The sequence below is a fragment of the Thauera carbonicopians genome, assembly GCF_025699485.1.
Lineage (GTDB): Bacteria > Pseudomonadota > Gammaproteobacteria > Burkholderiales > Rhodocyclaceae > Thauera.
The window spans coordinates 1-24,201 of the sequence record NZ_JANUXN010000010.1 but is presented as its reverse complement, the minus strand read 5'-3'; the positions used below and the strand labels follow the sequence as shown (position 1 = coordinate 24,201).

Genomic DNA, 24,201 nt, shown 5'->3' with positions numbered 1-24,201 from the left:
CAAAAATATTCCGTAAAACGCGAATTTTGGCCGTGATGCGGTGGAAGGTCGCACGCATTCCAGCAATGATCGCTGCCTGCGTGTCGTGACCCCGTCGTGCGTCCACGGTGGTAAATGATTCCTATCCGTATTCGTGGTGATGCGGTGTCTGCACGCAGGCGTGTTCAGCCCAGCGGCATGGGCTGATTTGCACACCTACGCGTGGCGTCCGGGGTGGATTTTGTGCCTGACGAGCTTGCTTCTTCTGCTGATGACAGCACAAGCGTCGGCTTTCTACTTTCTGGTTTGCATGGAGTCGTCAGACAGATGTCCACTGTGGTGTCCCACCGCGTCCCAAGGTTGAAGTTATGGCAACTGCTCGCCGCGGTTGCCGGTATCTACATCACCCAGACCATCGTCACCGCGTTGATAACCCAGGCGCTGCCGACGCTGCTGCGCAATGAAGGTGCGTCCTTGCAGGTGGCGGGCTTGAGTGCACTGCTGTGGGTGCCATGGGGCATACGCTTCCTGTGGGCGCCGATCGTGGAGCGCTGGCGCCTGCCCGCAGGCCGCGTCGAGCGCCGCTCGCGCCTGCTGGTGCTGGCAGGGCAGTGGACGATGGCGCTGCTGCTGGCCGGGCTTGGCATTGCCAGCCTGCTCGGGCGCTTGTCCTTGAGCGAGCATGCAAGCTGGATTCTGGCGGGGTTGGCGCTCGCTGCCTTGGTTGCAGCCACGGTGGACATTGCCTGCGACGGCTTCGTGGTGGATCAACTCTCCGAGAGCGGGCGCGGCTGGGGCAACGTCGCCCAGGTCGGTGGCAACTATGTCGGCGCGATGCTGGGCGCGGGCGGGTTTCTGTTGGTCGCGGGCCAATATGGCTGGCCTTGGGCGTTGGTTGCGGCGGGTTCCGTGATCCTCGTGCTGACCGTACCGATGTTGCTCGTGCGCGAGCCAGAGCGTGACCGGAAGTTGGCCATCGAGCACCGTCCGAGTCTGATGCACGCCTTGCACCGCCCGGAAGTGCGCATCGGCCTGTTGATGCTGCTGTTGTCGAGTATCGGCGTGCGGCTGACGTTGGGCATGTTCGGGCCGTTCATGCTGGATCGAGGCATGGACATGGAGCAGGTTGGCTGGCTGTTCGGTTCTCTCCATATCGGTGCCGGCCTGAGCGGTGCCGTGCTGGGTGGTTTGCTGGTGCGCCTTGCGCCGGGTTGGCGTGCGGTATCGATCGCGGTGGCGCTGAAGGCTTGCGTTTTCCTGGCGTTGACGAGTGCTGCATTGCCGGAGTCGTCGACCGGGTTGAACACGTTCGTCGTGCTGCTGGGCCTGCTCTTCGGCGTGATGGGCTGCCTGTGGGTGGCGCTGTATTCGGCGCTGATGGGAATGACCTCGCCGCTGCAGGCCGGTGTGGATTTCGCGATCTTCCAGAGTGCCGATGCGCTGCTGGCGGTGGCCGGCGGCATCGTGGGCGGCTGGCTGTCCCAGCACCTGGGCTACCACGTCTGCTTCGGCCTGGCGGCGGTGTCGACGGCGATCGCTGCGCTGGTGGTGTGGTGCCGATCCCGAAAGGGGAAGGGCCTGGCCGTCGCCGAGGTTGCGCATGCCCGCTAGTGCCGCCCAGCCCGTGCCCTCCGCCTGGGCCGTGATGCAGCCGGTGCAGGGCCGCATCCGCTTCGCGATGGCCTTGTCCGGCCTGAGCGCGGCGGCGGCGCTGGGGGCGCTGTGCGCGCTGGCCTGGTCGGTGCACACGCTGCTGCAGTCGTCAGCGTCGTGGCCATGGCAGCCGCTGCTGCTGGCGGCGGTGCTGACGGCACTGGCTTTCGTGCTGCGGCTGACGGCCTTCAACCGTTCGCACTATGCGGCTTTTCATCTGGAGACCTTGCTGCGCAGCCGGCTGTCGGAGCATCTGGCGCACCTGCCGCTGGGCTATGTCCAGCAGACGGGTTCGGGCGCGCTCGCCAAGGTGATGATGGAAGACGTCAAGGCATTGCACGTCTTCGTTGCCGACAGCACGCCGCTGTATGCCCGTGCCTACGTATCGCCGCTGCTGACTTTCGCCCTGCTGCTGTGGCTGGACTGGCGGCTGGCGCTGGCGGCGACCGCCGTGCTGGGCCTCGGCGTGGCAGTGGTTTCGCTGGCCTTGCGCGGTAGCGCCGACATGATGCGGCGCTACAACGAGGCGGGCGAGAACGTCGGCAAGGCGGTGGTGGAATACGTGCAGGCGATGCCGGTGGTGCGGACCTTCGATACCGGCACGGCGACGTTCTGCCGCTACCAGCGGGCGCTGGAAGCCTACCGCGACGTGGTGAAGTCCTGGTACCGGATGTCCGGTACGTCGTCGCGTCTGTCGCAGATCATCCTCAGTCCCCTGCCGACGCTGGTGGTGCTGGTATGGCTGGGCGCCTGGCTGACGAGCCGCGATGCGCTGGACGCCGCCACCTGGCTGGCGGTGCTGCTCGCCGGCACCGGCATGGCCGAGTCGCTGCTGCCGATGGTGTCGCTGCGGCATCTGGTGGGCAAGACGCAGATGAGCATCCATCGCATCCATGAAGTGCTGGCCGAACCCGTATTGCCGGTGCCGGCCGCGATAGCGACGAAGATGCCGCGCGATGCCGGCGTCCGTTTCGAGCAGGTGGACTTCCGCTACATGGCCGATGGCCCGCTGGTGCTGCGGGGCGTGAGCTTCGAGGCGCCACCCGGCAGCATCACCGCGCTGGTGGGGCCGTCGGGTGCCGGCAAGACCACGGTGGCACGGTTGATTCCGCGTTTCTGGGACGTGAGCGCGGGCTCTATCCAGGTTGGCGGCGTGGATGTGCGCGAGCTGCAGCCGGCGGCGCTGATGCAGCAGGTGGCTTTCGTATTCCAGGACACTTTCCTGTTTGCCGACACCATCGCCAACAACATTCGCCTGGGGCTGGCTGACGCGACGATGGACGAGGTGATCGCCGCCGCCCGCGCTGCCCAGGCGCACGAGTTCATCGCGGCCTTGCCGCTGGGCTATGACACGCCCGCTGGCGAGCGCGGGGTGTTCCTGTCCGGCGGGCAGCGCCAGCGCATCACGATTGCCCGCGCCATCCTGCAGAGCCGGCCGATTCTGGTGCTGGACGAGGCCACGGCCTTTGCCGATCCCGAGAACGAGGCGGCGCTGGTGGCCGCGCTGGCCAACCTGATGCGGGGCAAGACGGTGCTGATGGTCGCGCACCGGCTGTCGACGATCCGTGATGCCGACCAGATCCTGGTGTTCGACCAGGGCCGGCTGGTCGAGCGCGGCCGGCATGAGGCATTGCTTGCCGAGCGCGGTGTGTACGAACGGCTGTGGTCCAATTACGAGCAGGCGCAAGGCTGGGCGCTGCGGGGAGCACAGGCATGAGCGCCACGCAGCCGCAGATCACGCCCTTGCGTGAGACCTGGCGCCAGTTGATGGCGAGCGCACGCAGCCGGGCACCGCGCCTGCGGGCCAGCCTGATCGGCCTCGGCATTTCCGCCGCCTTGCAGGGCCTGGCGCTGGCCTGCTTGATGCCGCTGTTTCAGGCGCTGATTCCCACCGCCCATCATCCCTCTGCCGATTGGCAGGCAGCTTTGCCCTGGCTGCTGCTCATGACCGGGCTGATGCTGGCCAGCATGTTGCTGCGCTGGCGGGCGCAGGGCTTCGACCACCGCGGCGACATGGTCGACAACACGCACGAGCTGCGCACCGAACTGGGCGAGCAGTTGCGCCGCATCCCGCTGGAACAGGTTCAGGACAAGCGCGCCGGCGAGGTCAATGCCACGCTGCTGGGCAGCGTCGATGAGAACCTGAGCTATCTGCTGACCATCGTCAACATGATGGCGCATGCGCTGATCACCCCGGCGGTGGTGGCGCTGGCGGCGCTGTATTTCGACTGGCGCATGGGGCTGATCCTGCTGCTGGTGTTTCCGTTGCTGATCCCGCTCTACCGCTGGCGCCGGCCTGCTTTCGGCCGCGGCATGCGCATGCTGGCCGATGCCCAGCAGCGCACCAGCGCCGACATCCTGGAGTACGTGCAGGGGCTGCCGGTGCTGCGCGCGGCCTGCTGCGCCGGCCTCCAGGCGGAAAGGCTGCAGGCGAGCTTCAAGCACCTGGAGACCATCCAGACCATCGGCCAGCAGAAAGGCGCCAAGCCCAACCTGATCCTGGCCACGGTGATGGAAATGGCGGTGCTGCTGGTGGTCTTCATCGGCGCCTGGCTGGTCACGCAAGGCACGCTCGACGTCGCGATCCTGGCGGCGCTGATGGTGATCGTGGTGCGCTTCGGCGAGCCGCTGGCGACCTTCGTGCTGTACGCCAAGGTCATCGACCTGATCGAGGCGGCGCTGGGCAAGATCGATGCGATGCTGCGCATCGAGCCGCTGCCGCAAATCCTGCCGGCGCAAGCGCCGCAATCCTTCGAGGTGGCTTTCGAAGGCGTGAGCTTCAGCTATGCCCAGGCGGGCAAGCCGACGCTGCAGGCGCTGGATGCCCGGCTGCCCGCCTGCAGCCTGACTGCGCTGGTCGGCCCCTCGGGCTCGGGCAAGACCACGCTGACGCGCTTGCTGATGCGCCATGCCGATCCGCAGGCCGGACGCATCACCATTGGCGGCGTGGACGTGCGCGCCATCGAACCCGAACGGCTCAACGCGCTGATCTCGGTGGTGTTCCAGGATGTGTACCTGTTCGACGACACCATCCTGGCCAACATCCGCATGGCCCGGCCCGAGGCGAGCGACGCGGAAGTCGAAACTGCCGCCCGTGCCGCCCATTGCCACGACTTCATCCGCCGCCTGCCCGAAGGCTACGCGACCCGCGTCGGCGACATCGGCGGCCGGCTGTCGGGCGGCGAGCGCCAGCGCATCAGCATTGCCCGGGCGATGCTCAAGGACGCACCGATCGTCATCCTCGACGAACCCACCGCGGCACTCGACACTGAGAGCGAAGTCGCCGTGCAAGGCGCGATCGACGCCCTGGTGCGCGACCGCACGGTGATCGTCGTCGCCCACCGCCTGTCGACCATCGCCGCCGCCGACCAGATTCTGGTGATCGACGGTGGGCGGGTGGTCGAGGCGGGCCGTCACGGGGAGCTGCTCGCCGACAACGGTCGCTACGCCCGCATGTGGGAAGCACAGCAGAGCGCGAAGAACTGGCACGCCGGGCGCTGAGCTGCTACGGAATTTCAACAGGCAGGAGATGGAACCATGACCCGCTTCACTTTCAGATCGAGATTGCGCCTGCTCGGCCTCGCGCTCGCGTCCGCTCATGCCGCGGCCTGGACCGGCACCGTTCATGCGCAGCAGGGGGAGGGCGAGACCCAGGCGCTGGCCCCGGTGGTGGTATCCGCCAGCAAGCGTGGCGAAACCGTGGAGCAGCTCAATGGCGCGGCCAGCGTCGTCGACCGGCTGGAGCTGGACGATGCGCAGATTTCGTCGACGCTGGAGCTGCACCGGGCCTTCCCCGAGCTGTACATGGCGCACAGCGCGACCTTCCTGTTTCCGATCATCACGATTCGCGGCGTCACCTCGGCCCAGGATTTCTACAATCCGGCGCTGACCGTCTACGTGGACGGCGTGCCGCAACTGCCAATCGTGGCTGCGCAGTCCCTGCTCGGCGTGCAGCAGGTGGAGCTGCTGAAAGGCCCGCAAGGCACGCTGTACGGCAAGAGCGCGCAGGGTGGCGTGCTCAACATCGTCTCGCATAAACCGGACGGCACACCGCAGTTCGTCGCACGCGCCGGCGTGTCCAGCCGCGACGGCTACCAGTTGCAGGCCGAGGGCGCCGGGCCGCTGATCCAGGATCTGCTGTACGGCTCGGTGTCCCTGCTCGCCAACGACGTGAACGGCGACGTGCGCAGCGACGTGATCGGCAGTGACGAACTCGGCGGCGTGCGTTCGCGCGCCGGCAACGTCAAGCTGCGCCTGGCGCCGACCGGTAGCCCCTGGGAGCTGGGCCTGTCGGCCGGGCGCGATTGCGCGACCGGCGACCAGGACGTCTACACTTTGTTCGACGACTACGAGTCCCGCCGCGCCTATGTGCTGCCGAACCTGCCGGAAGCCTGGCAGGACTATCATCAGCGCCGTTGCGCCAACAGTATTGCAGCCAGCGGCCAATACGATTTCGACGTCTGGCGGCTGAGCGCCGTTGCCAGTACCCAGCGGGTCCACATCACCCGCCGCTTCCCGCTCGATGCCTACTTCCCGCAGTTCTCCGAGCACTGGAAGCAGAACACCCAGGAAGTGCGCCTGTCGACGCGCAGTGCCGAGCAGGGCGGCTTGCCTTCACGTGCCTGGGACGCGGTGTTCGGCCTGTACCGGCAGGAAGTGGAGATGTCCCGGGGCTACCAGTTCGACATGGTGCTGCCCGGCCTTTTCCGGATAATGGACTCCGCGTCCGACAACCGCAGTGAATCGCTGGCGGCGTACGGCGACCTGACCTGGCACCTGACGCCCAGGGCCGATCTCACCACCGGACTGCGTTTCACCCGCGACGAGGCGAAAACGACTTTCCGCGGCGACATGATGGGCAGCGCCTTCCAGGGCAAGGCTTCTTCGAACCAGAACACCTGGCTCGGCCATGTCGCCGCCGGCTACCAATTCACGCCGCAGTGGCGCGGCTACGTCAACATTGCCCAGGGCTACAAGCCGCTCGGCTACAACCTCGCGCCGTCGAGCGTGGATGACGCCTACGGCTATGGGCGCGAACGCTCGATCAGCTACGAGGCCGGCCTGCGCTATTCAGGCGATGCGGTGCGCGCCAGCGTCGCGGTGTATCGCGTGGACACCAAGGACGTTCAGCTCTACGGCGACGGCGACATGGGCAACCAGACGCTGCGCAACGTCGGCGACACGCGCTCGGTCGGCATCGAGCTCAACGCCGAATGGGATGTCAGCCGGCAATGGACGCTGAGCGCGGGCGGCTTCATCAACGAGGCCACCTTCCGCCGCTTCGAGGACTCGAGCGCCTGCACCGGCTGCAAGGACAACGACGTGCCGATGGCGCCCAGCCATGGCCTGACCCTGGCGGCCAGGGGCAACGTCATGATCGGCGACAAGCTGTTGCGGCCGCAGTTGTCGGTGCGTCGCACCGGTTCGCACTACTTCGACAGCAGCAACACGCTGCGCCAGGATGCCTATACCGTGGTCGATGCAGCCGTGGCCTGGAGCCCGGTGCGCAACTGGGACTTCACGGTGTATGCACACAACCTGAGCGACGAGGACTACCGTACCTACGGCTTCTCCTACGGCGCGACCGGCAACTTCGCGCAGGTGGCGCCGGGCAGGACGCTGGGGGTGACGCTGACCTATGCCTATTGAGTCGAGTGCAGCCATGCGCTGCGAAACTGCTCCGGTTCTCGAACCCTCATCCACGGCCTTCAGCCTGAAACCGCTGATCATTCTCGCCTTGCCAGGTCGGGAGCGGCTGGGCGGATGGTATCCGCCCTTCGTCCTGCGCGGCCTAGGTTCGCTGGTTTCGCCCAGCCGCTACAATGCCTTCCGCACACTGGGCGTCATGGCCCGGGCCGAGCCGGCCTGATCTGGCTGCCGGACGCCATTTCTGCCACGGTGCGGCCGTGTATCCGCGTCGATTGAGACGGGCTGCGACAGAGCGTCGTTCGAAGGGGGAGGAAAATGGCGGAACTCGTCCAATTGGTACACCTTGTCAGTGTCGGGGTGGCACTGTTGCTGCCGTTGGCGAATCCGCTCACATCCATGACGCTGCTGCTGTCGCTGGGCAGGCGGCTGACGCCTCGCGAACGCCAGCGTCAGGTCACGCAAGCGGCTTTCTACGTATTCGGCATCATGATGGTGACCTTCTACGCCGGCTCCTGGATCATGCAGACCTTCGGCATTTCGATCCCCGGCCTAAGGATTGCCGGCGGATTGATCGTCGCCAGGATCGGCTTCGAGATGCTGTTTCCGTCGTCGCCCATCGACGAGGACATCCCCGAGGCCGAAGCGGTCTCGGAGCAGATCGCTGCCAGGGAAACGACCAACATCGCCTTTGTTCCCCTGGCTCTTCCCGGTACCGCGGGCCCGGGGACCATCGCCATGATCATCAGCGGAGCCGCAACCATCGGGCCTTCGTCGATGGCCGGCTACGCGCCCTGGGCGCTGGCGGTGGCGCCGGTCATCGTCTTCGCATTGCTCGGGCTGCTGTTCTGGGTCGTGCTGCGCTCGGCAGAGCGTGTCGTGGCTGCCATTGGCCGCGGCGGTGTCGAGGCCATCGCCCGGGTGATGGGCTTCTTTCTGGTATGCATGGCGGTGCAGTTCGTGATCAACGGCGTGCTCGAGATCGTGGTTGATCATACGGCTGGTTGAGGTAATCCGGCCCTGGCCGTCCGGATCGGGCTGTCTGGGCCAGACAGATCACGCTGCCTATGTCATCGATAGAAGCTCAACTGACGACGCCGGCGCAGCGGGAGGCCCTGTTCGGCAACACCGGCCGGGCCATGGGCGATGCAGCGGAGTTCATCGAGTTCCGCCACATCCGCAACTGCCACGCGGCGGACCCGGCCTACGGTGCGGGTGTGGCCAAGGCGCCCGGCATCGACCTGGAGAAGGCGCTGGCCTCCAGGCCGGACGACCCGATGTACGGCAACCCGCTGGCGCCGCTGCCTGCCTGACGTGAGTCAGGCGTGTCCGGCGCCGGGCGGCAGAGAGCTCGAGGTGATGAGGGGCTCGGGGCGCTGTTTGCTGCCCGGGCCCTTTGGCGTTAGGGCGTGCGGAATCCAGTGCTCCGCCCGTTACAGTTTATGAACATGAACCATCTAACCTCGCCCGGCACCATGAACTACGGCGTAGATGATGCAACGGTCAACAATCGTGTCTGCCCTACACGCTGACGCGCCGAAAATCCTCCAGCAGTGTTTTCAAGTGTTGGAGGAAGCGCGCCGCAGCGACGCCGTCGACGACACGGTGATCCCAGGACAGGCTCATCGGCTGGATCAGCTTCGGCTGGAATGCCTGTCCGTCCCACACCGGTTTGATCGAGGAGCGGGTCATGCCCAGGATTGCCACTTCCGGTGCGTTGATGATCGGCGTGAAGTTGGTGCCGCCGATGCCGCCCAGCGACGATATCGTGAAGGTTGCGCCCTGCATGTCCTGCGGTTTGAGCTTGCCGGTTCGCGCGGCTGCGGCCAACGCCGCCATCTCGGCGGCGATCGTCCGCAGTCCCTTGCTTGCGCAGTCTCGAACGACAGGGACCACCAGCCCGTCCGGCGTGTCGGCCGCAACGCCAATGTTGATGTATTTCTTCAGGATCAGGTGATCCCCGTCGAGCGAGGAATTGAAGCGAGGGAAGGCTTCAAGCGTGCTGGCGACGGCCTTTACGACGAAGGCCAGCATCGTGATCTTAGGTGCGTCATCGGCATTCGCCGTCTTGCGGAAAGCTTCCAGGTCTGTGACGTCAGCCTCGTCGAAATTCGTCACATGCGGGATCATGATGGCGTTGCGGGTCAACGCCGGCCCGGAGATACGGGTGATGCGCGATAGCGGCACACGCTCGATCTCGCCGAATTTGGCGTAATCGATCTGCGGCCAGGCCGGTAGCCCCAGGAATCCCTCTGCGCGCGATTCGACCGGTCCACGAGAAAGTGCGGCCTTCACGTAGGCCTGAACGTCCTCGCGTGTGATCCGTCCTCTCGGCCCGGTTCCCTTTATCTGGCCCAGATCGACCCCCAGCTCCCGTGCGAATTTGCGGATTGCCGGAGAGGCTGAAACAGGAAAATCCGTGATTTCGCCGGTTCCTGCCGGGCTGGGAGCCGGTGTTCCGGATTGTGCGGCCATGGCTGGTGGTGGCGCCGGCGTGGGCGACTCTGCAAGTGGTTCGGGCATGGCGGGAGGGGCTGCAGTGGTCTCGCCGTTCGCCTCCAGGGCAAGCATCCGATGCCCTTCACCCACCCGATCGCCGACTGCGACGTGCAGCGCGGTAATCGTGCCGGCCTTCCCGGCGGGAACATCCAGCGTCGCCTTGTCGGACTCCAACACGAGCACCGTGTCGTCGGCGCCAATCGTATCGCCCACCTTTACTGGAATCTCGATGATGACGACTTCGGTTGAAGTGCCGATTTGTGGAACCAGAATATCCATCGTTGACATCGTGCTTACCTCGTCCAGGGCGCGGGATGCGTTGCGTCGATACCGAGTTTTTCGGCGGCTTGTTTCAGAAGCGATTTCTCCAGCAATCCTTCGCGGACTGCTGCCTCGATGGCGGCGAAAGCAATGGACTTGCGGTCCACCTCGAAGAAGGCGCGCAGCACGCCGCGCTGGTCGGAGCGGCCGAAACCGTCGGTGCCGAGCGCCACGAACCGTCCCTTGACCCAGGGAGCGATCATTTGCGGCAAGGCGCGGACGTAATCGGTGGCAACGATGACGGGAGCGGTGCCCGGCAGCAGTGTCTCGACATGGGACAGCGCCGGTGTCTCAGTGCAACTCAGGCGGTTACTCCGCTCCACGGCCTGCGCTTCACGGGCGAGTTCGGGGAAGCTGGTGGCCGAGAAGATCTCGCTACTGATCCCGAAGTCGTCATGCAGGATGTCCGCCGCCGCAATCACTTCGTTCAGGATCGTGCCGGAACCGATCAATCGCAGGCTGCTTGTCTCCTGGCCACGTTCGCCGAGGCGATGCAGCCCCTTGATGATCCCCTCCTGGCTGCCTGCCGGCATGTCGGGTTGCGCGTAGTTCTCGTTCATCATGGTCACGTAGAAGAACTCGTCACGTTCTTCGGTCACCATGCGCCGCATGCCGTGGTCCAGGATGACCGCCAGCTCATAGGCATAGGCCGGGTCGTAGGCGCGGCAGTTCGGAATGGTCGATGCCACCAGATGGCTTGTGCCGTCCTGATGCTGCAGGCCTTCGCCCGACAGTGTGGTGCGTCCCGCGGTCGCACCGAACAGGAAACCGCGCGAGCGCTGGTCGGCCGCAGCCCAGATCAAGTCGCCGATCCGCTGGAAACCGAACATCGAGTAGTAGATGTACATCGGCAGCATCGGCGTGCCATGGATGCTGTAGGACGTTGCCGCTGCGACCCAGGACGAAATTGCCCCCGCCTCGGTGATGCCTTCCTCCAGTAGCTGACCGTTCTTCGCTTCCTTGTAGAACAGCATCGAATCAGCGTCTTCGGGCTGATAAAGCTGGCCCTGCGGAGCGTAGATGCCGATCTGGCGGAACAGGTTGTCCATGCCGAAGGTGCGCGCTTCATCGGCGACGATCGGAACGATGGTCGGGCCGAACGCCTTGTCCTTCAGCAGAGCGCCCATCATCCGCACGCAGGCCATGGTGGTGGACATTTCCTTGCCGCCTGCCTCGATCGCGAAACCCGCATAAGCGGTCAGCGCAGGCACTGCGGGGATGCGTCCCTCGGGGGGCTTGCGGGTTCGTGCCGGCATTGCGCCGCCCAGGGCTGCACGACGATCGCGCATGTAGCGCATCTCGGGGCTCTCCTCGGCCGGCTTGTAGAAGCGCAGCTCCTCAAGATCCTGCATGCTCAGCGGCAGGTTGAAGCGATCGCGGAAAGCCACCAGCGCGTCCAGGTTCAGCTTCTTGGACTGGTGCGCGGTCATCCGGCTTTCACCGGCGTCACCCATGCCATAGCCCTTCTTGGTCTTGGCGAGGATGACCGTGGGACGACCCTTGTGTGCCTTGGCTGCAGCAAAGGCGGCGTACAGCTTGCGGAAGTCGTGCCCGCCGCGCTTCAGCGCATGAATCTCGGCGTCCGTCATGTGTTCGGTCAGTGCCTTGGTCGCCGGATCGGCATCGAAGAACTTCTGGCGGTTGTAGTCGCCATCCTTCGAGCCCAGGTTCTGATACTGGCCATCCACGGTTTCGGCAAAACGGCGCAGCAGGGCATGGTCGCGGTCACGGGCAAACAGGCTGTCCCACTCGCTGCCCCACAGCACCTTGATGACGTTCCAGCCCGCACCGACGAACAGCGACTCCAGTTCCTGGATGATCTGGCCGTTGCCACGAACCGGGCCGTCAAGCCGCTGAAGGTTGCAGTTGACGATGAAGGTGAGGTTGTCGAGGCCCTCACGGGCAGCAAGCGAGAGTCCGGCGACCGATTCGGGCTCGTCCATCTCGCCGTCGCCGAACACACCCCAGACGTGACGGCCTTCGGTATCGGCCATGCCGCGATCCTGGAGGTAGCGCATGAAGCGTGCCTGATAGACCGCGCTCAGCGGGCCGATCCCCATCGAGCCGGTCGGCACCTGCCAGAAGTCCGGCATCAGCCAGGGGTGCGGATAGGAGCACAGGCCGTTGCCGCCCACTTCCTGCCGGTAGTTGGCGAGTTGCGCCTCGGAGAGGCGTCCCTCCAGAAAGGCGCGGGCATAGATTCCGGGGGCGGAATGGGGCTGGTAATAGACCAGGTCACCGCAAAAATCCTCGGTACGTGCCCGGAAGAAGTGGTTGAAGCCCAGTTCGAATATCTCGGCCGCCGAAGCATAGGACGCGATGTGGCCACCCAGTTCGCCGAACGCCTTGTTCGCCCGCACCACCATCGCCAGCGCATTCCAGCGCATGATCGAAGTGATCCGTTCCTCCATCGCCAGGTCGCCTGGATAGGCGCCTTGTTTCGCCAGTGGAATGGTGTTTCGGTAGGCCGAGAAGGGCTGGTTCTGCGTGAATACGCCGTGTTCTCGGGCGGCATCGCTCAGTTGCGACAGGATGAACTGTGCGCGGTCGCTGCCGCTCAACTTGGCGATGGCGGTAAAAGCATCCAGCCACTCGCGGGTTTCGATGGGGTCGAGGTCGGGGGTCATTACGGAATCCTCAGATGGAATAAGGGGCGTGATGCAGGGGGAGAGGGGGAAAACGGTCAGGTGGGGGTGGGGTTTCAAGATGTGCGCTCGGCGTTGAGACGGTTCATGAACTGGTCGAGATGCCTGATTGCTTCCTCAAGATCTCCGATGGAGGCGGCATGGGACAGCCGGACATGGACGTTCGCGCTGCAATGGCCGAAATCCTTGCCGGGTGTCAGCGTGGCGTGCACCTCTTCCAGCACCCGTTGGCAGAATTGCCAGGAAGTCATGCCGGTGTCGCTGACGTCGAAATAGACGTGGAACGCTCCATCGGGTGAGACTGGAACCGGCAGGCCGATTCGCTCCAGTCCGTCCAGCACCAGCTTGCGGCGCTGTGTGAACTCGACCCGGCGCGCTTCGCAGATGGAGAGCGTTTCGGGGGGTTAAGCAGGCGAGGGCAGCCTTCTGGGAAAGCGTCGCCGACGATCGGCGGTGCATCGAAATCCGGCTCGCCGAGGCTGAGCTTGATGATCTTGTGCCCCTGCGCCTCAAGACAGGCCGCATGCTTGCCGAACTCCATGGCAAAGAATGGCGTCATGGATTGCGCACGTTGGGATATCTTCATCTGCAGACTGTCTCCGTACTGAATGTTGATCCGTGCGATCGGGACAACTCCGCGCAGGATCGGGATGCATTGCCTGGGCGACCTCACGTCCCACGACTCGGAATATCTTTCGTCACCTCGTAGTCCGTGCTGCTACCGTTGCCGTCAGCACAACCGCGCTGACGATCAGGCCGAGACCGACGATGAAGAGCGGTGTCAGTTGGCTGCCCAGAAAGAACACGGACGCTGTGATTCCAATCAGTGGCACGCCCAGCGTGAAATTCGACATGGCGAAGGTGCTGATGCGCCTGCCGTGCTCGGCCGAGATGACGAAGCAGGCAGAAGTCGCGACGGGCCCGATGAAGAACAGAAGCTCCAACAGGCGGAAATCGAAAGGGATCGTTGCCGGTGAGCCCTCCAGCACGAAGGCGAAGCCCGCCAGCGGGACAGTCGCCAGCGCCATCTGCCACGGCGCCAGTGCAAGAGGAGTCGTGGTCCAGCAGTGGCGCTTGACGTGCAGGATGACGATCGACCAGCAGATCGCTCCGATGAGCAAGAAGGTGGCCCCCATGAGCGCGCCTGGCGCTGTCCAGTCCATTTCGAACGGGGACACGATGAGCCCGATTCCGGCCAGACCAATCACCAGCGCCAGCAACTGCACCCGCGTCGGTGCCTCACGGAACGCCAACCAGCTCACGATGACGCCCCACAGCGGGGTCGTATAGGCGAGCAGCACCGCTCGTCCCGTATCGACATGCGTCATGGCGATCATGCCGAGTCCGGTAAAGGCCATCATCTGCAGCAGCCCCATGCTTGAAACGATTGGCCAGTCCTTTCGCGGAGGCCGCCGAAGTTGGCCACGCATGGCGGTGAACGCGAACAGACAGATCGCGGCAGAGCCGAAGCGGATGGCTGCCAGCCACAGTGGCGGCACCGTATCGAGTGCGATCTTTGTGGCCGGCCAGCTCAAGCCCCACAGCAACACCATGGCTCCAAGCCACGCTGAAGTTCCGTTCCCCGCGGAAAGGGGATGGGAAGCCCTCGTGATGGTTTGCGAACTGCCAATGATGCTCATTGCTAGAATCTCTTTTGGAAAACGATATTTCGAAAGAAAATTCTAGGCCGTACTTATAGAAAAATGTGCTCTATATTTTCTAGTTTAACGGAATTATTAGGTGAAAATTTTCTATTTATGATGAAAAAAGGAATAAATTAATTATGAGCAAGATTGGGCTTGATGAAGCGAGCCTGCGCATCCTCGATGCACTTCAGGAGAATGCGGAGATCAGCAACGCCGACCTCGCGGAGCGTATAGGTCTCTCTCCATCGCCTTGCTATAGGAGAGTGGCGGATCTGAAGCAGAACGGCGTCATTCGCGGCTCGGTGGTTCTTGTCGATCCGTTGAAGCTTGGGTTAACCCTCAACGTCTTTGTCCATGTCTCGTTGAAGCAGCAGGACAAGGTGTCGCTGGAGGAATTTACGCGTGCAATCGAGCAGCGTCCGGAGGTGATGGAGTGCTACCTGATGAGCGGTGAAGCTGATTTTTTGCTGCGTGTGGTTATCGAGGATTTGAAGGGATATCAGGAATTGCTACTGGAGTGCCTGACACAGATTCCCTGTGTGGCGAGCATCCGCTCGAGTTTTGCGTTGAATCGGGTTAAATACACGACTGCCCTTCCGACGGGGCACCTTGGATAGTGTCGTTGTGAGATTGTCCGAGGCAAAGACTGGAAGCCACTGGCACCTGCGTGTAATGACCCAGCGGTTTTTGCACAGGCCAGGTCGCTAACGCATACGCATCAGCGGGGCCTTCATGCCCAATGCCTGATGTGGGCGCCGGTGGTTGTGGAACTGGACCATTCCGCCGCAGATCGTGAAGCAGCTTCAGAAGAGGACGCGCAAGACTGGTAAGGGGTGATCGCTCCTCATGAGGCGAGCTGCCGCAGCACGTAATGCAGGATGCCGCCGTTGCTGAAGTAATCCAGCTCGTCGAGTGTGTCGATGCGCACGATGAGCGGGACGCTCTTCACCGTGCCATCTGCGAAAACGATCTCGGCATCGAGCGTCTGGCGAGGCTGGAGTGCACCGCCGAGGCCGCGAATGCTCACCCGCTCGTCGCCTTTGAGGCCGAGCGTCTGCCATGACGTGCCTTCCTCGAACACGAGTGGGAGGATGCCCATGCCGACAAGGTTGGAGCGGTGGATGCGCTCGAAGCTCTGCGCGATGACGGCACGGATGCCGAGCAGTTTGCTGCCCTTGGCCGCCCAGTCGCGCGAGGACCCCGTGCCGTATTCGCGGCCGGCGAACACCACCAGCGGCACGCCTTCGGCCGTGTAGCGTTCGGCGGCATCGTGGATCGCCAGCCTTTCCCCCGAGGGGTGATGCACGGTCCAGCCGCCTTCGACGACATTGCCGGCCTCGTCGTGCACCATCTGGTTCTTCAGGCGGATATTGGCGAAGGTGCCGCGCACCATGACTTCGTGGTTGCCGCGGCGGGTGCCGTACTGGTTGAAGTCCGGCGGGCTCACACCGTGGTCGCGCAGGTAGCGGCCGGCGGGGCTCGTCTCCTTGATCGAGCCCGCGGGCGAAATATGGTCCGTGGTGATCGAATCGAGGAAGAGACCGAGGATGCGAGCGCCAACGATGTCCTGGACCGGCTCGGGTGTCCTGGTGATGCCGTCGAAATACGGAGGGTTGCGCACGTAGGTGGATTGGGCGTCCCACTGGTAGGTGAGCCCGCCGGAGACGGTGATGCCTTTCCAGTTGTCGTCGCCCGTGAACACGTCCGCGTAGCGGCGGCGGAACAAGGCCTCGGAGATGTTCTGGTCGATGAACGCCTGGATCTCCCGGGAAGACGGCCAGATGTCCTTCAGGTACACCGGCTGGCCGTCGAAGCCCGTGCCGAGCGGCTCGGTCGTGAGATCGATCTGCATCGACCCGGCGAGCGCATAGGCCACCACGAGCGGCGGAGAAGCGAGGTAGTTGGCGCGCACGTCGGGATTGATGCGGCCCTCGAAGTTGCGATTGCCCGATAGCACGGCAGCCGCGACGATGCCGTTGTCGTTGATCGCGCGCGAGATTTCCGCGGCGAGCGGGCCGGAGTTGCCGATGCACGTGGTACAGCCGTAGGCGACGCTGTTGAAGCCGAGCGCGTCGAGGCTCTTCTGCAGGCCGGATTTCTCCAGGTATTCGCCGGCGACCTGCGATCCGGGGGCGAGCGAGGTCTTCACCCACGGCTTCACCTTCAGGCCCTTCGCCACCGCGTTACGGGCCAGCAGCCCGGCGCCGATCATCACGCTGGGGTTCGAGGTGTTGGTGCAGGAGGTGATGGCGGCGATCACCACGTCGCCGTGGCCGAGATCGAAGGGCTTGCCCTCGACCGCGTAGCGCGCGGCGATGTCGGCGGCCTTCTTGAACTCGGTTTCCATCGCATCCACGAAGCCCTGCTTGGCGGCCGAGAGCAGGATGCGGTCTTGCGGGCGCTTGGGGCCGGCCAGAGACGGCAGCACGTCGCCAAGGTCGAGCGAGAGTGTGTCGGTGAATTCCGGGTCGGGTGTCTCGGCCGTGCGGAAGATGCCCTGCGCTCTGGCATAGGCCTCGACCAGCGCCACGCGCTCCTCGGCGCGGCCGGTCTTGCGCAGGTAGCGCAGCGTCGCCTCGTCGATGGGGAAGAAACCGCAGGTCGCTCCGTATTCGGGCGCCATGTTGCCGATGGTGGCGCGGTCCTCGATGCTCAGCGCGTCGAGCCCCGGGCCGTAGAACTCCACGAACTTGCCGACCACGCCCTTCCTGCGCAGCATCTGGGTCACGGTCAGCACCAGGTCGGTGGCCGTCACGCCTTCCATCAGCCGGCCGGAGAGCTTGAAGCCAATGACCTCGGGTATCAGCATGGACAGCGGCTGGCCGAGCATGGCTGCCTCCGCCTCGATGCCGCCAACGCCCCAGCCCAGCACGGAAAGGCCGTTGACCATGGTGGTGTGCGAATCGGTGCCGACCAGCGAATCGGGATAGGCGACGGTTTCGCCGCCCTCGCTGCGGGTCCACACCGTCTGCGACAGGTACTCCAGGTTCACCTGGTGGCAGATGCCGGTGCCGGGCGGAACGACGCGGAAGTTGTCGAATGCGTCCTGACCCCAGCGCAGGAAGCGGTAGCGCTCGCCGTTGCGCTGGTATTCCTTTTCCACGTTGTGGCGGTAGGCAAGCGAGGTGCCGAATTCATCGACGATCACCGAGTGGTCGATGACCAGATCGACGGGCACCTGCGGGTTGATCTTCTTCGGGTCGCCCCCGAGCAGACCGATGGCGTCGCGCATGGCTGCCAGATCGACGACGGCAGGCACGCCGGTGAAGTCCTGCATGAGCACGCGGGCGGGGCGGAAGGCGATTTCCTTCTCCAGCCGGCCCTTGTCGTTCAGCCAGTCGGCCACGGCGAGGATGTCGGTGCGCCGCACGGTGCGCCCATCCTCGAAGCGCAGCAGGTTTTCGAGCAGGACACGCATCGAGAACGGCAGGCGCGATGCGCCTGCAAGGCCGTTCCTTTCCGCTTCCGGAATCGAGAAGTAGGTATAGGACTGGTCGCCGAGCTGGAGGCGGCTGCGGGATCGGAAGCTATCGTGGGAGCTCGTCATGGCGTGATCCTTTCGGGGGGATGGCATGTTGTGGATGCAGCGGCTCTGGCAGTCGACCAGCGGCGATCACGGCCATCGTGCTGACCGATACGATCTTGAGTGGCGCCGGCAGCCTCTGGTATTCGAGTGTCCGGTCCGCCGGCAGTTCGCCGAGGGTGGGCAGCACCTTGGCGACACCGGACAGGAATGCCGTCGTTCATCGCCGCATTCCCCGTGACGGCACGGCCGGCAAAACCAACTTCAGCGCGGAATGGCGGGCCTGGGGCGACGGCTGCTTCGATTTCGACCTGGTCGCGGGCTAGGGCGAATCCATCCGCAACTACCCACTCTCACAGGCGGCTGTTCACCCAGCGCACGATGTCCGGCGCGGTCATGGCGCCGGCCTGGCGCGCGACCTCCCGCCCGCCGGCGAACAGCGCCAGCGTGGGAATGCTGCGGATGCCGTATTGCGCGCCCAGTTGCGGTGCCGCCTCCGTATCCACCTTGGCCAGGCGTACCCCTGGTTCCAGCAGGCGCGCGGCTTCGACGAAGTGGGGCGCCATCATGCGGCAGGGGCCGCACCATGGCGCCCAGAAATCCACCAGCAGCGGGATGTCGTTGCGGGCAAGGTGCCGGGAGAAGGTTGTCGCGTCGAGTTCCACTGGCTGTCCTTCGAACAGGGGACGGTGGCACTGGCCGCAGTTGGGCGCCTGACCCAGGCGCTCGGCCGGCAGGCGGTTGACGGCGTGGCAGTGGGGGCAGACGAGATGGAGCGGGGCGTTCATGGTCGTTGGCATCCTGGTTCGTAATGCTCGTTCGGCATATCGGGCCGGAGCCCGGTGTTTCAAGGAAGGGCGGGGCCGCACTGCGGCCTCCCGGCGGCGGACTGCTGGCAGGGAGTGTGCTGCCGTTCGTGGCGGTGCTGCCACAGATGGCAGGAAATGGCTGCCATGGCAGGCTTCGAGCAAGCTCGAAAGCGGTGAAGAGTCATGCAAATGCGGCGATGGAGCAGAGCGGGGAGAACTGGCATGCATCTTGATCGGCATCGATACCGGCCGGTCTTGTGCCTGCATCCGGCGGACAGACCGCCTGATCGAACGCTCACGTCTTTCGTCCACAAGGAGTTTCACCATGAAGAAAACCCTCGTCGCACTCGCCTTCGCACTCGGTTCCGGCACCGCACTCGCCGACAAGCAGGCTGTCACCGTCGTGCTCAACGACGCCAGCACCATGACGCAAGGCATGGCCATGGTCCTCGCCAACCAGATGCAGGAGCAAGGTGCCCAGGTCGACATCCTGCTGTGCGACAAGGCCGGAGATCTGGCACTCAGGAATGCGGGGGGCGAAGCCCTGAAGCCCAACGACGTCACCCCCGCGCAGTTGCTCGACGCCGCGCTGAAGAAGGGGGCGACGGCTTCGGTCTGCGCACTTTACCTGCCCAACTCCGGAAACAAGCCGGAGGACCTCAAGGATGGCATCAGGCCGGCCAAGCCCGCCGACATGGGGCGCGCTCTGCTGGAACCGAACCGCAAGGTCATCGGATTCTGAGCGGATACGGGCCGCCGTGCCGGGCGAACTGCGGGTCGAATTCGGCGGGCTACCGTCCGGCCTTCGAGGACGGCGCCTTCCAGCTCGTGCCCGGCGCCACGCCGCACGAAGTCCGCATCCATATCCGCTACTGATTCGCCGGCCCGGGAGCTTCCCATGACCGTCCCCGCTTCCAGCACTGCACCTGTTGCCCACGCAGGGCGACTGGCGCATTTCCCCATCGCCCTGTTTTCCACCGTCATGGGCGTGGCCGGGCTGGCCATTGCCTGGCTCAAGGCGCATCATGGCGGCGGCGTTCCGCCGGAGGCCGGCATCGTGCTGCGTTGGCTGGCGAGCGGCCTGTACGTGTTCCTGCTGGCGGTCTACGCCGCCAAGGTGCTGCGCCATCCGGACGCCGTACGCTCCGACTGGGCCCACCCGGTACGGCTCAATTTTTTTCCCGCCATCTCGATCGGCCTCATCCTGCTCGGTATCGCCTGGGCCCAGGACGCGCCCGCTGCGGCACGCTGGCTGTGGGGCATCGGCGCCGCGGTCCACCTGACGTTCACGCTTTTCGCCATGAGCAGCTGGATCCACCACACCCATTACGACATCAGGCATGCCAACCCGGCCTGGTTCATTCCGGTGGTGGGCAACATCCTCGTGCCGATCGCCGGCGTGCGTTTCGCCCCGGCGGACGTCAGTTGGTTCTTCTTCAGCATCGGGCTGGTGTTCTGGCTGGTGTTGATGACCATCGTGCTCTACCGCCTGTTCTTCCACGAACCGCTGCCGGCGCGCCTGACGCCGACATTGTTCATCCTGATCGCGCCGCCCGCGGTGGGTTTCATTTCCTACGTGGCGCTGACCGGCCAGCTCGATGCCTTCGCCCGCGTGCTGTACTTCACCGCCTTGTTCCTGACCCTGCTGCTGGCGAGCAATGCCGTGCGCTTCTTGCGTCTGCCGTTCTTCATTTCGGCCTGGGCCTATTCCTTCCCGCTGGCGGCGATGACGATCGCCACCTTCGAAATGAGCGCACGCAGCGGCTCCGCCTTCCATGCGGGGTTGTCCTGGGTGCTGCTGGCGACACTCAGCGCAGTGGTTGTCCTGCTGGCGGTGAAGACCCTCGCGGCGGCGGCCGGACACAGAATCTGCGTGCCCGAATAGAGGGCGCGATGATGGTGCCGGCCATTCGGTCGGCCTGTCGGGCTTGACGCCAGATGCTGCCATGTGCGGGACATTAGAAAAGAAAAGGAAGAGGAGCATGGAGACCATGATCGGCCGGGGTGCGGCATGCGCACTCGGCGTGGTGCTGTGGATGGCAGGCAGCGCCCTGGCGGCTACCGCCGACCACGGCAAGTTCGAGGAACTGCAGGGCCCGTTTGCCAGCGGTGAGGACGTCACCCGCGCCTGTCTGTCCTGTCACACCGAGGCGGCCAGGCAGGTCATGGCCACCCGCCACTGGACCTGGGAATACGAGAATCCGGCCGACGGCAGCAAGCTGGGCAAGAAGACCATGCTCAACGGCTTCTGCATCGGCGACAGGTCCAACGAGGCTTTCTGCCAGTCCTGCCACGTGGGCTACGGCTGGGAAGACGACAGCTTCGATTTCTCCGCCGAGGAGAAGGTGGATTGCCTGGCCTGCCACAATACGGGCGGCTACACGAAGCTCTCCGGGCTGGCCGGACACCCGGCCTACGAACGCATGGAATGGCCGCCCCAGTCGGGCAAGTTCGTCGAGGCCACCGATCTCGCCCGGGTGGCGCAGCACGTGGGCTCCACTTCGCGCAAGACCTGTGGCACCTGCCACTACTACGGCGGCGGCGGGGACGGCGTGAAGCATGGCGACCTGGATTCCTCCCTCAACGCCGCACCGCGCGAACTGGACGTGCACATGGCGCAGGACGGCCTGAACTTCGCCTGCAGCGACTGCCACCAGGCCGAAGAGCACAAGGTGCCCGGCAGTCGCATCGCCATGACCGCCGCCGATCCCCACGGTCCCCTCGTGCGCGGCCAGAAGAGCGAACGCAATCCGGCCACCTGCCAGTCCTGTCACGGCGACAAACCCCACAAGGAAAGCCTGCTGCATGCCGGACGGCTCAATGCCCACACCGACACCCTGGCCTGCCAGGCCTGCCACATCCCGGGCTTCGCGCGCGGCGGCGTGCCCACCAAGATGGGCTGGGACTGGTCCACCGCCGGCCGGATGGACCAAAACGGCAAGCCCTTCCAGAAGAAGGACGACAAGGGCCACGTGATCTACGACAGCAGGAAGGGCGACTTCGTCCTCGGCGAGAACGTGGTGCCCGACTACCTGTGGTTCAACGGCAAGGTCACCTACACGACGGCCGACACCCGCATCGACCCGTCCGCCGAAGTGGCGATCAACACCTTCCACGGCGGCCCGGGCGACCCGGACGCACGCATCTGGCCGGTGAAGATCTTCCACGGCAGGCAGCCCTACGACGTGGAGCACCGCACGCTGCTGGTACCGCACACCGCCACGCCGGACGACACCGCCTTCTGGTACAACTTCGACTGGCCCAAGGCGCTGGCCGCCGGCGCCGCGGCCACGGGCCAGCCCTACAGCGGCAAGTTCGATTTCGTCGCCACCCGCATGATCTGGCCGATCACCCACATGGTGGCGCCCAAGGAGCAGGCCGTGGCCTGCCACGAATGCCACAGCCGGGATGGACGCCTGGCGGGCGTGGAGGGCATCTACGTTCCGGGCCGCGACGGCCTCCCCTTGCTGCACACCGCCGGTTGGCTGGCCGCGCTCGCGGCCCTGGCCGGCGTGCTGATCCATGGCGCGCTGCGCATCCTCACCCACTACCGGGGGAAGTGACACCATGAACGAACATCGACCCGTGCGCCGCATCTACGTCTTCAAGCGCTACGAGCGTTTCTGGCACTGGTCCCAGGCCGTGCTGATCGTCTTCATGATGCTCACCGGCTTCGAGATCGCCGGCGCCTACGAGAATTTCGGCTTCCGCCGCGCGGTGGAGTACCACACCCTGACCGCCTGGGCGCTGCTGGTGCTGTGGGCCTTCACCATCTTCTGGCAATTCACCACCGGCGAGTGGCGGCAGTACATCCCCACGCTGAAGAAGGTGGATGCCATGGTGCGCTACTACGCCTGGGGCATCTTCCGCGGCGCGCCCCACCCCTACCACAAGACCGCGCTCAAGAAGCACAATCCGCTGCAGCGCCTGGCCTACCTGGCGCTGCTGGCGGTGGTTTCGCCCGTCATCTGGGTCTCCGGCCTGTTCTATCTCTTCTACGCCTGGTGGGGGGATTACGGTGTCGACCGCTGGCTGGAACTGGAATGGGTGGCCACCGCCCACACCGCGGGCGCCTTCATGATGCTGGTGTTCTTCATCGTGCACGTGTACCTCACTACCACCGGGCACACGGTGTTCGCCCACATCAAGGCGATGATCACCGGCTGGGAGGATGAGGAGCCGGAGGGCGACCCTGCCCGGTCCGGCCGCTCGCTCCAGGGGGACGACGATCCGGCGCGGATCGGCATGCCATGAACCGGCACCGGGCAGGTTCACCCACCGGGTTTTGCGACGGTAGATCACGTGATGTAAAGCCTGGCAACGAACCTGACCAAGGTTTGAAGCCCGGTTCGCTACTGGCCTCCATCACCCGGGAGGCAGGTGCTCTGGCCGACGAGGAGATCGCCATCTTCGAGAGCGTGCGCGACAGAACGCCGGCCGAACCAATGGCTTTGAATGATCGTTGTCCGCACCAACGTAATTTCCGAGGGAGGCGCTGGCCCAGAAATCGAAATCAGTCGCTCGGGATGGCCATGTCCGGCGTGACTTCACTGAACTTCAGCACCTTGCCGCCGTGCTGGGTGGCGAAGGCCTGGGCATCGGCCTCGGTGGCGAAGGAGGCGGCGGTCGGCCCCATCGAACCCAGCCGCTTCGAACCGAAGACGTAGAAGGCCTGGCGGGCATCGATCCAGTGCCCGGCCGGCGCATCCCAGTCGGTCTTGCCCATGTCCTGGACGAAAATGCCGGTGACGCGGCGCGCCTGCTCCGGGCTCAGGTGGATGTTGAACATCTCCAGCGTGTCGCAGAACCAGTCGGGCTCCGGCACGCCGGCGTAATGGATCTGCGCCTTGGGCCCGGGGTAATCGGCCAGCAGCATGCCGTCGAGCGCGCAACTGGTGCTGCGGTCGATCTCGAGCGCAACGACCGAGCCGCTGCCGCCGTCCGTGCCGCCGCAGGCGGCGAGCAGGCCGGTGGCGGCGCCGGCGATCAGGAAGCGGCGCCGGTCGAAGGGTGGGGAGGCAGGGGGGCTGTGGCGGCAGTCGTGGTGTGTGCACATGTCTGTTCTCCTGTCGCAGTCTTGGTTGTCAGGCACGGCTCGCGCCGAGGCGGAAGCGCCAGGCGGCGATGGCCAGCGGCAGCACGATCCAGCCCGCCATCACCAGCCCGAGCAGCCAGGGCTTGGCCAGCGCCGGCGGGAACACGGTGGCCAGGCCGTACAGCGAGCGCACGTCCTCGAGCGAGAAGATGTTGAGGATGCGGAAGACGTCGGCCGGATTGAGCAGCAGCAGATAGGGCAGGGCCTCGCCGCCCCACTGGCCGGCGGTGACGACCAGCACGCCGAGCAGCAGCAGATCGAAGATCAGCACGAAGAAGAACCACATCGCGATCGCCAGCCCCGAAGCACGGGTGCGGTCGGCGGCGAACACCGACAGCATCACCGCCAGGCTCAGGAAAGCGCAGCCGAGCAGCACCGAGCTGAG

At 65.0% G+C, this 24,201-nt stretch carries 22 protein-coding genes; 13 read left to right on the top strand and 9 right to left on the bottom strand.

Annotated features, from left to right (window positions below; all coding sequences use genetic code 11):
* Nucleotides 1-306 precede the first annotated feature (306 nt).
* The 7 genes from NX068_RS13435 (at nucleotide 307) to NX068_RS13405 (ending at nucleotide 8,591) form a co-directional block, all read left to right on the top strand.
* Nucleotides 307-1,590, top strand: a complete 1,284-nt coding sequence (locus NX068_RS13435; RefSeq protein ID WP_263461774.1) for an MFS transporter — start codon at nucleotides 307-309, stop codon at nucleotides 1,588-1,590.
* Nucleotides 1,580-3,349, top strand: coding sequence for an ABC transporter ATP-binding protein (locus NX068_RS13430; protein ID WP_263461773.1), 1,770 nt, complete (start codon nucleotides 1,580-1,582; stop codon nucleotides 3,347-3,349). The genes NX068_RS13435 and NX068_RS13430 overlap by 11 nt, the downstream gene beginning before the upstream one ends.
* Nucleotides 3,346-5,133, top strand: coding sequence for an ABC transporter ATP-binding protein (locus NX068_RS13425; RefSeq protein ID WP_263461772.1), 1,788 nt, complete (start codon nucleotides 3,346-3,348; stop codon nucleotides 5,131-5,133). The genes NX068_RS13430 and NX068_RS13425 overlap by 4 nt, the downstream gene beginning before the upstream one ends.
* A 36-nt stretch (nucleotides 5,134-5,169) precedes the next feature.
* Nucleotides 5,170-7,281 (top strand): TonB-dependent receptor, encoded by a 2,112-nt coding sequence (locus tag NX068_RS13420; RefSeq protein ID WP_263461771.1) that lies wholly within the window; start codon nucleotides 5,170-5,172, stop codon nucleotides 7,279-7,281.
* Nucleotides 7,282-7,294: 13 nt separating this feature from the next.
* On the top strand, nucleotides 7,295-7,501 hold the full coding sequence (locus NX068_RS13415; protein ID WP_263461770.1) for a hypothetical protein: 207 nt from the start codon (nucleotides 7,295-7,297) through the stop codon (nucleotides 7,499-7,501).
* Between the two features lie 95 nt (nucleotides 7,502-7,596).
* Nucleotides 7,597-8,286 (top strand): MarC family NAAT transporter, encoded by a 690-nt coding sequence (locus NX068_RS13410; RefSeq protein ID WP_263461769.1) that lies wholly within the window; start codon nucleotides 7,597-7,599, stop codon nucleotides 8,284-8,286.
* Between the two features lie 59 nt (nucleotides 8,287-8,345).
* Nucleotides 8,346-8,591, top strand: coding sequence for a catalase-related domain-containing protein (locus NX068_RS13405; RefSeq protein ID WP_327084827.1), 246 nt, complete (start codon nucleotides 8,346-8,348; stop codon nucleotides 8,589-8,591).
* A 208-nt stretch (nucleotides 8,592-8,799) separates the two neighbouring features.
* Here NX068_RS13405 and NX068_RS13400 read toward each other — a convergent pair whose 3' ends face one another.
* The 5 genes from NX068_RS13400 to NX068_RS13380 all read right to left on the bottom strand — a co-directional run bounded on the left by NX068_RS13400 (nucleotide 8,800) and on the right by NX068_RS13380 (nucleotide 14,383).
* A complete protein-coding gene (locus NX068_RS13400; RefSeq protein WP_263461768.1) occupies nucleotides 8,800-10,056 on the bottom strand; it encodes a 2-oxo acid dehydrogenase subunit E2 in 1,257 nt (418 codons plus the stop codon).
* 14 nt (nucleotides 10,057-10,070) lie between these two features.
* Nucleotides 10,071-12,725, bottom strand: coding sequence for an alpha-ketoglutarate dehydrogenase (gene mdeB, locus NX068_RS13395; protein WP_263461767.1), 2,655 nt, complete (start codon nucleotides 12,723-12,725; stop codon nucleotides 10,071-10,073).
* A 74-nt stretch (nucleotides 12,726-12,799) separates the two neighbouring features.
* Nucleotides 12,800-13,084, bottom strand: coding sequence for a hypothetical protein (locus NX068_RS13390; protein WP_263461766.1), 285 nt, complete (start codon nucleotides 13,082-13,084; stop codon nucleotides 12,800-12,802).
* On the bottom strand, nucleotides 12,991-13,329 hold the full coding sequence (locus NX068_RS13385) for a hypothetical protein (protein ID WP_263461857.1): 339 nt from the start codon (nucleotides 13,327-13,329) through the stop codon (nucleotides 12,991-12,993). The genes NX068_RS13390 and NX068_RS13385 overlap by 94 nt, the downstream gene beginning before the upstream one ends.
* 112 nt (nucleotides 13,330-13,441) lie before the next feature.
* Entirely contained in the window at nucleotides 13,442-14,383 is a 942-nt protein-coding gene (locus tag NX068_RS13380; protein ID WP_263461765.1) for a DMT family transporter, read from the bottom strand.
* Nucleotides 14,384-14,526: 143 nt separating this feature from the next.
* On the opposite strand from NX068_RS13380, the gene NX068_RS13375 reads away from it, so the two are divergent.
* The gene (locus tag NX068_RS13375; protein WP_263461764.1) at nucleotides 14,527-15,006 is read left to right on the top strand and encodes an Lrp/AsnC family transcriptional regulator; all 480 of its coding nucleotides are present in this window, start codon (nucleotides 14,527-14,529) and stop codon (nucleotides 15,004-15,006) included.
* A gap of 227 nt (nucleotides 15,007-15,233) precedes the next feature.
* Here NX068_RS13375 and acnA read toward each other — a convergent pair whose 3' ends face one another.
* The gene (gene acnA, locus NX068_RS13370; protein ID WP_263461763.1) at nucleotides 15,234-17,936 is read right to left on the bottom strand and encodes an aconitate hydratase AcnA; all 2,703 of its coding nucleotides are present in this window, start codon (nucleotides 17,934-17,936) and stop codon (nucleotides 15,234-15,236) included.
* Between the two features lie 77 nt (nucleotides 17,937-18,013).
* On the opposite strand from acnA, the gene NX068_RS13365 reads away from it, so the two are divergent.
* On the top strand, nucleotides 18,014-18,238 hold the full coding sequence (locus NX068_RS13365) for a hypothetical protein (RefSeq protein ID WP_263461762.1): 225 nt from the start codon (nucleotides 18,014-18,016) through the stop codon (nucleotides 18,236-18,238).
* Nucleotides 18,239-18,265: 27 nt separating this feature from the next.
* Here NX068_RS13365 and trxC read toward each other — a convergent pair whose 3' ends face one another.
* Complete coding sequence (gene trxC / locus NX068_RS13360) at nucleotides 18,266-18,700, bottom strand: thioredoxin TrxC (protein WP_263461761.1); 435 nt, start codon at nucleotides 18,698-18,700, stop codon at nucleotides 18,266-18,268.
* Nucleotides 18,701-19,046: 346 nt separating this feature from the next.
* Between trxC and NX068_RS13355 the strand changes: the two genes are divergently transcribed.
* The 4 genes from NX068_RS13355 to NX068_RS13340 all read left to right on the top strand — a co-directional run bounded on the left by NX068_RS13355 (nucleotide 19,047) and on the right by NX068_RS13340 (nucleotide 22,975).
* Nucleotides 19,047-19,463, top strand: a complete 417-nt coding sequence (locus NX068_RS13355) for a DsrE family protein (RefSeq protein ID WP_263461760.1) — start codon at nucleotides 19,047-19,049, stop codon at nucleotides 19,461-19,463.
* A gap of 156 nt (nucleotides 19,464-19,619) precedes the next feature.
* Nucleotides 19,620-20,606, top strand: coding sequence for an SLAC1 anion channel family protein (locus NX068_RS13350; protein ID WP_263461759.1), 987 nt, complete (start codon nucleotides 19,620-19,622; stop codon nucleotides 20,604-20,606).
* Between the two features lie 97 nt (nucleotides 20,607-20,703).
* A complete protein-coding gene (locus NX068_RS13345) occupies nucleotides 20,704-22,284 on the top strand; it encodes a tetrathionate reductase family octaheme c-type cytochrome (RefSeq protein ID WP_263461758.1) in 1,581 nt (526 codons plus the stop codon).
* A gap of 4 nt (nucleotides 22,285-22,288) precedes the next feature.
* Nucleotides 22,289-22,975, top strand: coding sequence for a cytochrome b/b6 domain-containing protein (locus NX068_RS13340; protein WP_263461757.1), 687 nt, complete (start codon nucleotides 22,289-22,291; stop codon nucleotides 22,973-22,975).
* Nucleotides 22,976-23,234: 259 nt separating this feature from the next.
* On the opposite strand, the gene NX068_RS13335 is transcribed toward NX068_RS13340, so the two are convergent.
* The gene (locus NX068_RS13335) at nucleotides 23,235-23,777 is read right to left on the bottom strand and encodes a nitrous oxide reductase accessory protein NosL (RefSeq protein WP_263461756.1); all 543 of its coding nucleotides are present in this window, start codon (nucleotides 23,775-23,777) and stop codon (nucleotides 23,235-23,237) included.
* A gap of 28 nt (nucleotides 23,778-23,805) precedes the next feature.
* The coding region (locus NX068_RS13330; RefSeq protein WP_263461755.1) for an ABC transporter permease subunit at nucleotides 23,806-24,201 on the bottom strand (396 nt) is incomplete at its 5' end.